Here is a 13,337-nt window from a genome sequence, read left to right on the forward strand (position 1 = left end):
TTGCCGAAGTCACAGTGCGATAAACACACTGTTGATGCGCAATGTCAACTGCTCAAAACAAAGTTGCTGGCCTGCAACGCTATGCAGAACCCCGCAAGCTAGCAACTTTTACTACTACGTTAAAACCTAGCTAGCTGATTAACTCAATTTTCGCTGGTAAACCTTGGCGAACAGAAGCACCCGATACCCAATCAAGCCAAGTATTTGCCACTTCACGCGTTGGGTCAGCAAACCCGAGGTCGTTTAAATTAATACCTGAACCATTAGCCGCATTCATCGGCATTGGTTCACCATCTAAATAGTGCTGTTTAGCGCCCATTTCAGTGTGCCCATAACCATGCTCAATCGCTAGCACTCCTGGCATTACACCATCCAACACGCTGACTTGAGCTTCTGCATTTCCACCTGGCGTGGTGATGCGGATCCAATCACCATGTTTTACCCCCATTTTCGCAGCATCATCAGGGTGAATAGCCACAAGGTTGGTCGGTTTAACATGACGTAAGCGTTCAATCACCGTTGTTGAACTGCTCATTACATGAGATTTAAATGACATCAGTTTCAGTGGCCACTCTTTTTCTGGGAACACTTTATTAACGTCATCACCATTCGCCATACGTGGCGGATAGTAAGTTGGACAGCCACTGTAACGTTCACCCGTAATTGCATGACGGTTAGTCCCAACAGTTGGGTTCCAAATCTGCAATCCTTTTTTCCATTGTGGCCCTGTTGCATCGCCATCCCACGCTTTTTCATACGGTGCAAAACGGCCACCGCGTGTGAAGATGTAAGCCACACGGCGCACTTCTTCTGGTTTCAACGTGCGAGTGATCGCAGGTAAAATACGTTCAACACCACTGATTTGGATGTCTTCTGTTGCGGCTTCTGGTACGGGTTTTTCCCCTAACCAAGCCATATTAGCAGCCACGCGCAAGTAGTAATCCTCTGCGGTATTGAGTGAATGCATGTTGCCATCCATGTCCTCAATCACGTTGTCCCCAAAGCCAGGTAATTTCAGCTCTTTTGCTACCGCAATGCAGAAGCTTTCCATTGAAATTGGCTGGCCATCCGCGGTTTTCGCTGTACGGGACTCAACAATTGGCCAACGCGCGGTACTCGCCTTAACTTGAACACCTGACCACGGCGCACTGAAGCCCCAACTTTCAAAGTTATGGGTATCTGGCACAATGTAATCTGCCAGCGCAGTGGTTTCATTCATAAAGGCATCAATACCAATAATTAATGGAAGATGTTTTGGATCTTTCAGTTTTTCTTCCATAACCTGACGAATACCCGCGATGCCATATACCGGGTTAGTCATATTGGTGATCCACGCTTTAAGCGCATACGGATACCCCATCAACGCAGACGCCAGTTGCTCCGTTAATTGGCCTTTCGCAAACGGATACCAAGGGGCTTTTGCAGGATACGGTTTTTCACCTGCGGCTAATCTTGCTTTAAATTCATCTGATTTTTCATAGACTTCATTACTGCGCGATAACACAACACCTTTTGGCTTCACTTTGCCTTTGTAACTCGCCATATTGTAACGTGGGCCATCGTTCTCCCCGTTGAATTTACCGCCACCAACAGACACACCGCCTTTCAGGTTTAAATTACCAATCAAGGCGTTAAGCATTATGACTGACCATGCTGTGTAGAAGCCGTTGCCTCCCATCATACCGCCATGGGAAATGACCGCTGCTTTTCTATCATAAGAAGTTAAGGCTTTGCCCAGTGATGCAATGGTTTTCACTGGTACATGGCAGCGTTCGCTATATTCTTCAAGCGTCATGCGATTTGCTGCTTCTTTCAGGCATTGGAAGCTTGATTTTACTGTGACTTCGCTGCCATCATGCAATGTCACTTTGCGGGTCACAAAAAGTTCCGCAGCAGGGACATCATCTGCTAATTTCAACTCACCAGAAGCGTCCTGAACCAAATAGGCTTTTTCATCATCCTCTTCCCCAGTAAGATAAGAGGAAATTAATAATTTGCCTGCTAATGGATGCGCGTCATCAGTGATAACCAAATGGGTGGAGTTGGTCCAACTTTTTTCCCCCATGCCTTCCATTGATTTTTCGCTTGGTACGCTAAGGTATTTTGCATTATAACGCTCGTTTTCGATGATCCAGCGGATCATTCCCATCACTAACGCTGCATCCGTCCCTGGTTGTACAGGCACCCAATGACCATGGTCATTGGCTAATGTTGTCGTTAGTGGCAATGCAGGGGAAACAACCACATAATTAAAAGAATCACGTAAACGTGCTGTCGCTAACTGGCGGCCTTGACGTTTGAACGGGTTCCCCGATTGTGCAGGGGACGTCCCGAGGAATAAGGCAAAACGCACGTTATCCCAATCAGGCTTGACGTGGGCGTTTTTGTCCAAGTCATCCATCAATGCCCCCGAACCTGCTCGGTAAGCGAGGCCACAGTAAGAGCCGTGCGCACCGAAGTTTTTGCTACCAAAGCCGTTTTGTGCAAAGCGACGAATAAAGCCGTCGCGGCCATCGTCCCCTGCGTTAGTCACTAGCAATTGGTTCGCTTTCGGGCCTAATTTAGGCTGTGATGGGTCTAATGGCGTTTCAAGGTCACGAATGGCTCTTAATCCATCCACATGGCCTTCACCGAATAAATCACCGCCTTCAACCACTTCTTTAATCAGTTGTTCAAAGCTAATGCGCTCCCATTTACCTTCACCGCGTTTACCCACACGTTTCATCGGTTCTAAAATACGCAGTGGACTGGTTAAGCCTTCCATTAAGGTCGCCCCACGGGCACATGCCGTTGAACGATGTTCTAAACCTGACTCACCGCTCATTTTGTTGAACGCAGTTTTTAGCGGCATACCATAGGGGAAATGCTCTTCGTGAGATAACGGGTGGTACGGGTTCCCAGCAATACGCAGCACTTCATTTTTTGCTGTATCAACACGAGCACGGATACCACACTGAGTCCAGCAACCAAAACATTGGGTCATCGCCACCACTTGTTCTGGGTTTTCCTGCCAGCCTTTCAGTGCTTGGCCTTCTGGACGCAGTGAGTTGCCATTGAGGCGGTCTAACGTGACTTTACCAGAGGTGCCATTAACCAAACCATCGACTGCACGTTTGGCCACATCACGGTAGCTTGCACCAAATAACGCAATGCCACCGACAACCAAACCACCTTTAAGCCATTGACGTCTTGAGAATTTAGCCATGTTGCACTCTCCTCGCAAACCAGCGAACACCTTCACGAACAATAATTGTTAACGCAATCCACAGACCAAATGTGCCTACAATAGCCATTAAGCCGTCAGTCCCCAGAGGGAAGTGGTATGGATTCGCGATAATGTTATATTTTGGAACCGCTTGAACTTCCATCAGGAAAATCCAACGTAGTGTCCAAGCAAAAGCCATCGAAACTAAGGCTAAAACGGTAATGTAAGGTACTGAACGGATAGCTTTTACATTGCTCACTGACATCACAAATGTGATTAACCACAGCGCACAAACCCCCATCAGCATCCACAAACCTGCACTTGCAGTATCCAACTGTTGGCGTACCGCGATCCCTGATATGGTATCCCCTGATAACCACAGAGCGAAACACACGGCAAATAACAGCAGGGTAATCACTTGGAAACGGGCTAAACGGTTTTGGTATTGTGGCTCTTTGCGAGCACCTAAACCAATCAATGCAGGCAGAACTTGCAACGCACTTAGGAACATTAATACTGGCATCCACCAGCTATACCAGATTGGACGCGCGTTTAAGATTGACGCTTCACGGCCGGTGTACAGCAATAAGCCCATTGCAGATAACGCCGCTAGCAATGCCACCCAACGGGTCGCTTTAAACTCTTTTTTCCAAATCATTTTCACAATCAGGGCAACAAAATATAACCCAATGAATGTGGTGAATAATGGTAATAAAACCGAGCCCCACCACATCCAAGACCACAGTGTTGGGTGTGCGTAGAAATGCCAAACCCGTGCGGTTTGGTGCAAGTCTGCCGTTAACGCGAGTGGCGCGGTGATCCCCATGGTGATCGCGATGAACACAGCGATCATCTCTAATCGGCCATTTTCGCTTTTATTTTGCCAATGCAGGTAACACGCATACAGCACAGCGCAAGAAGCGATTCCGATAAAGAAAAAGTATTGCACGGCCCACGGTAGCCAGAAAAATTCTTGTGGCTGAGCCATAATTTCAGAAATATATGTCACTTGACCGTCCATCAGAACACCTCCTGCCATAATGCGGGTTGCCCTTTGCCTTGTAGCGGCTCTACAAATGCATCATCCAAACCGATATAGAAAACTTGTGGTAATGTGCCACTTTCTGGTTTGAGCACTTTAATTTCCGCTTCATGTTCAGTCAGCATTTTACGAATGGTGCTGTTCGGGTCTTTTAAGTCACCAATAATACGTGCACCGCCCACACAAGATTCAACGCATGCGGGTAATAAACCCACTTCTAAACGATGTGCACAGAAAGTACATTTATCTGCAGTTTGTGTGGAATGATTAATAAAGCGGGCATCATACGGGCAAGCCTGTACACAATAAGCACAGCCGACGCAACGTTCATTATCAACCACAACAATGCCGTCTTCCCGTTGGAAAGTGGCTTGAACAGGGCATACAGGAACACAAGGAGGTGAATCACAGTGGTTACATAAGCGTGGCAGAAGTACGTTGGTAAAACCTTCCTCACCTTTAACCGCCACTTGATATTGGTTAACGGTGGTTCTAAATTGGCCTTGTGGCGTTTGGTTTTCAACCGAGCAACTTACAGTGCAAGATTGGCAGCCAATACAACGACGTAAGTCGATTAACATCCCATAACGTTTTTCAGGATTGCCTTCATGACGCGTTGGAGATAAGTTTAGGCCAGCCTCCGAGATTGGAATTAACGACGCACCCGCCGTCACTGCCCCAATTTGTTGTAGAAATTTTCGTTTACTCAGATCCATAATTGGCTCCAGTATTGACATTGCTAATGCGAAAATAAAAGTTATTAATCAATATGTTATTTGTTTTACAAGCATTATTGACAATCGATTCAGTCCAGTTAAGATAACCGCAGAAATTCTTATTTCTCTTTAAAACTGGTGTGTTATCTTGGTAAAGCTTGTAGTGCCATTGTAGGAAGAGAGGAGCCAGCGCCCTATTGTGGTTTACCACATACCCGAAGCTAAATTGATCTAACGCAACGAATAACCCAAATATGTTAAAAAAATCGCCTATACTGTTGTATCACATACTATTAACCATGTTTTTAACATGGTCATTTCCTGCGATTTCTGCGCAATGGACAATCGGCGTTTTGGCTTTGCGTGGCCCCAGTTCCACACAATCTCACTGGCAACCTTTAGTCGATACGTTAAATGATTCAATTCCAGGAGAACGCTTCACTCTCCAGCCCTTAAATCTCGATGAAATGCGTGAAGCCATTTCCAACCAAAAAATTGATTTCTTACTGACTAACCCAGCACAGTTTATTCAGCTCGACAGCCGCTACCACTTACGGTGGCTACTTTCCTTGCGTTCCGATGTCGAGCCTAATAGCACCACCCGCAACGTGATTGGTAGTCTGATACTGGTACGCAATAACAGTGACATGACTGAACCTCAAAATTTGATTGGTAAAAAAGTGGGGGCGATTTCCCCCGATGCTTTTGGTGGGTATTTATTAGGCTATAAAGTGCTGCGAGATTTAGGCTATGACGCCGAAAAAGATTTTCAAATGCAGTTTTTAGGCTTCCCTGCGGATGCCCTGCTGTATGCTTTACGCGATGGTTCACTGTCAGCCGCGATCGTTCCTGTTTGTTTATTGGAAAATATGCACAGTGAAGGGCTAATTGATAAAACGCAATTCCGACCGCTTATTCAACATCCTAGTTCTCTGTCTTGCCTGACCAGCACGGAACTTTATCCCAATTGGTCATTTGCGGCCCTAAGCGAAGTGCCAGATAACCTTGTCGACAAGGTCACTAAAACCTTACTTTCAACAGATAAAAGTACTATGCGCTGGGGAGCCCCCGCCTCCGTTACCCAAGTGGAAACCCTTTTGCGGGATGTGAACCAACATCCACAGCAGCGGCAAATTTGGCAAGATATTGTCAGTTGGACAATTCAAAACCAAATTACCCTTGGCTTTGTTGCCCTATTTTTTGTCCTTCTTGGGGTGAACCACGTATGGATTGCATTTTTAGTTCGCCGCCGAAGTCGCCAATTAGAAGTGGCGCATAACCGACTGCGCCAGCAAGAGGCAGATTTACAAAAAGCTCAACGGTTGAATATTTTAGGAGAAATGGCTTCAGGATTTGCTCATGAACTCAATCAACCGTTATCGGCTATTCGGCACTATGCACAAGGGTGTATTTTGCGGCTGAATAAAGAGTCGGAAAAGCATCCTTTAATTAATGCCTTAACAAAGATTGACGACCAAGCCCAACGTGGGGCGGATATCATCCGTAATTTACGTCTTTGGGCGGGCAAGCCAGGGCAAGACCCAGCACTAATTTTAAGCCAACAATCTGTTAAACAAGCTATTAAGCATATTTGGCAACTTTTACGCGTTGACCAACATTACCCTAATGCAAAATTATTACTACCAGACACCCAAGATGTGTCGTTGGTACTGCCAGAGACCCTATTGGAGCAATTATTGTCCAACTTAGTCAGCAACAGCCTGCAAGCAGGAGCCAACACATTACACTTTGGTTTTCATTTTGCCCAAAACCGCTTTTTACTGGTCTTGCAAGATGATGCAGGGGGTATGCCTTTAGAACAACTTGAACAAGGGATAACCCCATTCGCAACCACCAAAAAAGAAGGCTTAGGGCTTGGCTTAGTGATTTGCCAGCGCTTGATTCAAAGTCAAGGTGGGGATATTCGTATTGAAAACAACCTGAGTGATGATGGATTAAACGGCTTGCGAGTCACATTAATTTTTAATTATCCCGATAATTTGCACCACTAAGCACTGTATGCCACGCAATTGATAACATTCAGATTAATTATATGTGACAATAGCTTTATTGAGCTGACTAGTATCTATCTTAATAGTCACCCTCTACACGACGAGGTATGTATTTATGCCAGTTATCCATCTAGTGGATGATGACACCGATGTGACCGACGCCTGCCAGTTTTTACTTGAAACGCTGGGCTACACTGTTACCGTTTGGAATGACAGTGAACAATTTATTCAACATGCAGCCCTTCACCAAGAGGGGGTGGTTTTGCTTGATATGCGCATGCCAAAGCTAGATGGTCGGCAAGTCCACCAATATCTGTGCGATCAGCACAGCACCTTAGCCGTGATTTTTCTATCTGGGCATGGGGATATTCCGATGGCGGTTGAGCAAGTCAAACTTGGTGCCGTGGATTTTCTACAAAAACCGATTGATAGCCAACAACTGGCAAAAACTCTTGAGCAAGCTCAACGGCAAACCACGCAATCCACCGAAAATTATCTAATTAAACAACGCTATGAAATGCTAACACCCCGCGAAAAAGAAATCTGTCGCTATGTGCTCCAAGGTTTAATTAACCGTGAAATTGCTGAAGCTACCTGTGTTTCAGTACGTACTGTTGAAGTGCATCGTTCTCGCGTGATGGAAAAAATGGCGGTGAGAAACATCGCTGAATTAATGAGTACCATGCAGTCAGTGAACTTATTAAAAAAATAATTTGATATAATTAGATTCAATTAAACCTAATTAATAAAAATTCACCATTACAGACTAAAAATAATCGGATACTAATGATACCAGCGCCTACTTTTCAAAAACACCTACTTCATCCTCGCTACTGGTTAACGTGGATAGGTGTTACTGTACTTTATCTTCTTGTTTTACTGCCTTACCCTGTTATCTATTGGATGGGGACTCGCCTAGGGTTATTATCCAAGCGCTTTCTAAAAAAACGCGTACAAATTGCCGATCGTAACCTGCAACTGTGTTTTCCAGAGATGAGTATGCAAGATAGGCAACACTATATTGATAAAAATTTCGAATCTGTCGGTATGGGATTATTTGAAACGGGTATGGCATGGTTTTGGCCTGATTGGCGCATTAAACGTTGGGTTAAGGTCGAAGGCCGTGAAAATATGTTATCTGCCCAAGAGACTGGCCGCGGGATTATCGTGCTTGGCATACATTTTCTCACCTTAGAAATAGGCGGGCGTGCTTTTGGTATGCTAAACCCAGGTATTGGGGTATATCGTGCTAACGATAATAAACTGATTGACTGGCTACAAACCCGTGGGCGTTTACGTTCAAATAAATACATGCTCGACCGTAAAGATGTCAAAGGGATGGTACGTGCTCTGAAGGACGGGGAAATTCTCTGGTATGCCCCTGATCACGATTATGGCCCACGCAATAGTACCTTCGCACCGTTGTTTGCGGTTGAAAAGGCAGCAACCACTAATGGCTCACAAATATTACTTCGCTTAGCCAACCCACTGGTTGTCCCTTTTGTCCCACGACGTTTACCCAACGGCAAAGGATATGAGCTTCTCATTCAACCTGCAGTGGATAATTTCCCTGTAGAAGACAATGTGGCAACTGCAGCGATGATGAACCAAGTCATCGAAAAAGAAATTTTGCGTGCGCCCGAGCAATATATGTGGCTACATCGCCGTTTTAAAACGCGCCCACAAGGTGAAGCATCGCTGTATGGCGACCTCGATAAAATTCATCATTAATTTATGACAAAATAGCTGTAGCCCTACCTAACAAAGAGTTTTTCCTAAATAGATGGAAAGTTTTCCCTAAATAGTCAGGCCTACAGCGAGGCGCCTAAATGAAGATATCCCAAGGAGCGTACATAAGTACGTGACTTGGGTAGCTGAGTGACGGTAACAACGCTGTCGGTCTGAATATAACAGGAAAATAAGCCAAAAGTTTTCCCTAAATAGTCAGCCCTACAGCGAGGCGCCTAAATGAAGATATCCCAAGGAGCGTACACAAGTACGTGACTTGGGTAGCTGAGTGACGGTAACAACGCTGTAGGGTTGAATATGACGGGAAAATGACGGCAACAACGCTGTCGGTCTGAATATAACAGGAAAATAAGCGGTCTGAATATAAAGGGAAAATATGACGGGAAAAGGTAATTACTGGAAAAGAAACTTATACGTCGTCTGGTTCGGCTGCTTCTTAACAGGTGCTGCCTTTAGCTTAATCATGCCTTTTCTTCCCCTTTATATTGAAGAGCTCGGCGTCAAAGACCACGCTTCGTTGAATTTATGGACCGGCGCTGTTTTCAGTATTACTTTTCTGTTTTCCGCCATCGCCGCGCCGTTCTGGGGGCGGCTATCTGACCGTAAAGGTCGTAAGTTAATGCTGCTGCGTTCTGCGCTTGGCATGGCGATTGTGATGGTCTTGATTGGCTTTGCACAAAATATCTGGCAATTATTGGCACTCAGAGCCTTACTCGGCTTGCTTGGTGGCTTTGTGCCCAATGCCAATGCGCTAATCGCCACACAAATTCCAGTGAAAAAAAGTGGCTGGGCAATGGGCGTTTTGGCCACGGGGGCTGTGAGTGGTGCGCTCATTGGCCCATTAATTGGTGGGTTCCTTGCTGACCAGTATGGTTTACGCCCCGTCTTTTTTATCACAGCAACCGTTCTATTTATCTGTTTTTTCGTCACCCTTTTTTATGTTCGCGAACGTTTCACCCCTGTTTCGCGCAAAGATGCCTTAACCAGTAAACAGGTTTTTGCCTCCCTACGGAATAAAAACTTGGTCATCAGCTTATTTTTCACCACCATGATTATTCAGGCAGCAATGGGTTCCATTAACCCTGTCATTACCCTTTATGTTCGAGAACTGTCAGACTCCCTTGAGAACCTAGCATTTGTTAGTGGAGTGATTGCATCTATTCCTGGCGTCGCCGCGTTAATCAGCGCACCAATGCTAGGTAAATTAAGTGATCGAATTGGCCCTGAAAAAGTCCTATTGGCCGTTTTAGGTACCTCAATTTTTGTGCTATTCCCGATGGGGCTCGTCAGTAGCTATTGGGAGTTAGGTTTCCTACGTTTTTTATTAGGGGCACTTAATGCCGCCTTACTACCAGCGGTTCAGACGCTAATTATTTATAATATTTCGCACCAAGTGACTGGCCGTATTTTCAGCTATAACCAAGCTTTGCGGGATGTGGGGAATGTAACGGGGCCGCTGATGGGGTCGTTTGTTGCAGCAACCTATGGTTTCAGAGCTGTCTTTTTCTTCACAGCTGCTTTAGTCCTTTTTAATCTTATCTATTCTTGGCTCATTATTCGACGCCAATCAGATGGCCTACGCGCTTCACCAACTGAGCAATAATTAGCCAGATAGTTTTTAACCAAAAACCTGATGCTTTATAAGCTTTATTGTTTTCTTAACGAAAAAATAATACTTTATATGATTAACTAACTGTTTAATAACAACTTAATCGATTCAAAATTCTTTCTTTTATTGTCAATGAAAATCCTGTATCTTCCCCTACCTTATCGTGAAAAATGAGAGTTATATCGACTTTTCACCTTAAAACCTCGCCTTTTACAATAAATTCATTCTGTTTATAGGCGATTCTATAATAATGTATGTTAAAAATATGTTTCCAAACTGAAAGTTAACATATCAAATAATAATCGACACTCAGGCGCTCGGCTTGGTGTTTTATATCATGCACAACCTCTCAAGAGATGATTTATGGGAGTTCACAGATGAATAATTCTGCGACTAAAACAAAAACTTTTTTCGGGCATCCATACCCGCTGAGTTCACTTTTCCTTACCGAAATGTGGGAAAGGTTCTCTTTCTACGGCGTTCGCCCGCTACTTATTCTGTTTATGAGTGCGGCACTCTTACAAGGCGGCATGGAGCTGCCAATTGAACAAGCCTCTGCTATCGTTGGTATCTTTGCAGGTGGTGTTTACATCACTTCGTTACCAGGCGGCTGGTTAGCTGATAACTGGTTAGGCCAACGCAGAGCGGTTTGGTACGGCTCATTGATCATTGCATTTGGTCACTTATCCATCGCAATGTCTGCATTTTTAACGAATACCTTCTTCTTTGTTGGTCTATTGCTGATCGTACTCGGAACGGGGCTGTTTAAAACCTGTATCACCGTGATGGTAGGTACCCTGTATAAGAAAGAAGATACACGCCGTGATGGCGGTTTCTCCCTGTTTTATATGGGTATCAATATGGGTTCATTTATTGCACCATTAATCATTGGCCCATTGCATGAAAAATACGGTTGGCATTTAGGCTTTGGCCTCGGTGGTTTAGGGATGTTAGTGGCGCTGTTAATCTTCCGCTTCTATGCTATTCCGCAAATGCGTCGTTACGACAAAGAAGTCGGCTTAGATTCCACTTGGAACCACCCGACAGTTCAACGTAAAAATGTCGGTAAATGGGTCACTTTTGCGATGGCATTGCTCGCGGTATTGGTTATCTTAATCGATAACGGCACAATCCCATTCAACGCATCAATGATCGCTAAAAGTTCTGCTTACGTGATTTCAACCTGTGTGGGCATCTACTTCCTGTTTATGTTCTTCTTTGCAGGTTTAAATAGCAGTGAACGCTCACGCTTATTAGCTTGTTTGATTTTACTGGTTGCAGCCGCGTTCTTCTGGTCAGCCTTCGAGCAAAAACCGACTTCATTTAACATTTTCGCTCGTGACTATACCGATCGCCAAATGGGTAGCTTTGAAATCCCAACCATTTGGTTCCAATCCATTAATGCTCTGTTCATTATTTTGCTAGCCCCTGTATTTAGCTGGTTCTGGCCATCCCTTGCTAAGCGCAATATGAACCCAAGCAGTATGACAAAATTTGTTATCGGTATTTTATTTGCCGCGGGCGGTTTCGCTATCATGATGGTTGCAGCAAACCAAGTATTAGCAACACAAAGTGGCGTTTCACCGTTCTGGCTAGTGGGCAGTATCTTATTACTGACTTTAGGTGAACTGTGCCTAAGCCCAATTGGTTTAGCAACAATGACCTTGCTAGCACCGCAAAAAATGCGTGGTCAGGTTATGGGGCTGTGGTTCTGTGCCAGTGCATTAGGAAACTTAGCGGCAGGTATTATGGGCGGTAACATCCGTAAAGACCAACTGGATTCCATGCCTGAATTGTTCTCCCACGTATCTATCGCGTTGGTTATCTGTGCTGTCGTATTGGCCGCACTGATTATTCCAGTAAGAAAGATGCTTAAAAATGCGGATAAAAACGAAGCCAAAGCGTAGTTATCTTCATTAACTTGAACTGCTCAATGACATATTGTTGTTGGGCAGTTTTCTTTCCTCCCATACGATTACTTAGCTTATTATTTTTTTCTAATCAGATTATACTCACTGTCTTATCTACCATAAGCCGGAATGTTAAGTATGTCCCTTTCTCTACCTGTCTACTATGTTGATGCCTTTACAGATACCTTATTTCAAGGGAATCCCGCAGCCATTGTACTACTGAATGATTGGCTACCTGATCATATGCTCATTGCCATTGCCGCGGAAATTAATTTATCGGAAACGGCATTTTTAGTCGGTCAACATATCCGCTGGTTTACCCCAAAAATGGAAGTTGCTTTATGTGGCCATGCCACTTTAGCTACGGCTTATGTCCTTAACCATGTCTTACAGCAACACGCCCAGCCAATCGTCTTTAAATCACTTTCGGGAGAATTAGTGGTAACCTGCAGTGAACAAGGCCTCACTCTTGATTTTCCCATCCTTGATTCAGTTCTCAGTTCACCAATACAATTCCCTGAACTTGCTGATATTTTAGGTGTTGAAATTACTGAGCTTTGGCTCGCCAAAGACCGCTATCTGTGTTTTCTTTCAAATAGACAGCAAATCGAAAACTGCCAACCAGACATGCAACGCCTTGCACAACTTCCTCTGCCAGGGTTAACAATTACAGCACAAAGTACTGAAGACGACTGTGACTTCGTATCACGCTATTTTGCTCCCGCCAAGGGGGTAAATGAAGACCCTGTCACTGGCACTTCACACTGTGCCATTGCCCCAATTTGGGCAGAACGATTACAAAAAACAGCATTAGTCGGAAAACAACTCTCGAAAAGAGGCGGTATAATCCACTGCGAGGTCAATAACGGCAGAGTTAAGCTAACAGGAAATGCAGCCTTATTCCTAACAGGTAAAATTCAAATTAATCAATAAACTACAAAATCTAGATTCAAGAGCGCATACTTCAACCAATATCCGCACTCACAACAATGACATTAAATGATGTTCGGCATGTGATGAGTATGACTCTTCCCTCTCTTTTGTGTTCCTTATCTCAGATTAGATAATAATTTTTTTAACATTTAATTAAAAAT

9 protein-coding genes are annotated in these 13,337 nt (G+C 44.5%); 6 read left to right on the top strand and 3 right to left on the bottom strand.

The annotated features are described in order from the left end of the window. Positions 1-130: 130 nt before the first annotated feature. The 3 genes from ttrA to ttrB are packed head-to-tail and all read right to left on the bottom strand — an operon-like array spanning position 131 to position 4,963. On the bottom strand, positions 131-3,205 hold the full coding sequence (gene ttrA, locus PR808_RS03460; protein ID WP_272538701.1) for a tetrathionate reductase subunit TtrA: 3,075 nt from the start codon (positions 3,203-3,205) through the stop codon (positions 131-133). Continuing rightward, on the bottom strand, positions 3,198-4,244 hold the full coding sequence (ttrC, locus tag PR808_RS03465) for a tetrathionate reductase subunit TtrC (protein WP_272538702.1): 1,047 nt from the start codon (positions 4,242-4,244) through the stop codon (positions 3,198-3,200). Before ttrC ends, ttrA begins: the two co-directional genes overlap by 8 nt. After that, positions 4,226-4,963, bottom strand: coding sequence for a tetrathionate reductase subunit TtrB (gene ttrB, locus PR808_RS03470; RefSeq protein WP_206086722.1), 738 nt, complete (start codon positions 4,961-4,963; stop codon positions 4,226-4,228). Before ttrB ends, ttrC begins: the two co-directional genes overlap by 19 nt. 254 nt (positions 4,964-5,217) lie before the next feature. On the opposite strand from ttrB, the gene ttrS reads away from it, so the two are divergent. The 6 genes from ttrS to PR808_RS03500 all read left to right on the top strand — a co-directional run bounded on the left by ttrS (position 5,218) and on the right by PR808_RS03500 (position 13,176). After that, a complete protein-coding gene (gene ttrS / locus PR808_RS03475; protein ID WP_206086721.1) occupies positions 5,218-6,975 on the top strand; it encodes a tetrathionate respiration histidine kinase TtrS in 1,758 nt (585 codons plus the stop codon). A 115-nt stretch (positions 6,976-7,090) separates the two neighbouring features. After that, positions 7,091-7,687 carry a tetrathionate respiration response regulator TtrR gene (gene ttrR, locus PR808_RS03480; protein ID WP_206086720.1) on the top strand — a complete coding sequence of 199 codons (597 nt, stop codon included), beginning with the start codon at positions 7,091-7,093 and terminating at the stop codon, positions 7,685-7,687. A 74-nt stretch (positions 7,688-7,761) separates the two neighbouring features. Continuing rightward, entirely contained in the window at positions 7,762-8,706 is a 945-nt protein-coding gene (locus PR808_RS03485) for a Kdo(2)-lipid IV(A) acyltransferase (protein ID WP_272538703.1), read from the top strand. 394 nt (positions 8,707-9,100) lie between these two features. Further along, a complete protein-coding gene (gene mdtG, locus PR808_RS03490) occupies positions 9,101-10,327 on the top strand; it encodes a multidrug efflux MFS transporter MdtG (protein ID WP_206086718.1) in 1,227 nt (408 codons plus the stop codon). Positions 10,328-10,710: 383 nt separating this feature from the next. Further along, positions 10,711-12,240 carry a peptide MFS transporter gene (locus PR808_RS03495; protein ID WP_206086717.1) on the top strand — a complete coding sequence of 510 codons (1,530 nt, stop codon included), beginning with the start codon at positions 10,711-10,713 and terminating at the stop codon, positions 12,238-12,240. Positions 12,241-12,381: 141 nt separating this feature from the next. Continuing rightward, entirely contained in the window at positions 12,382-13,176 is a 795-nt protein-coding gene (locus PR808_RS03500; RefSeq protein ID WP_206086716.1) for a PhzF family phenazine biosynthesis protein, read from the top strand. Positions 13,177-13,337: the final 161 nt, after the last annotated feature.

The sequence above is a fragment of the Providencia sp. PROV197 genome, from assembly GCF_028479625.1.
Lineage (GTDB): Bacteria > Pseudomonadota > Gammaproteobacteria > Enterobacterales > Enterobacteriaceae > Providencia > Providencia vermicola.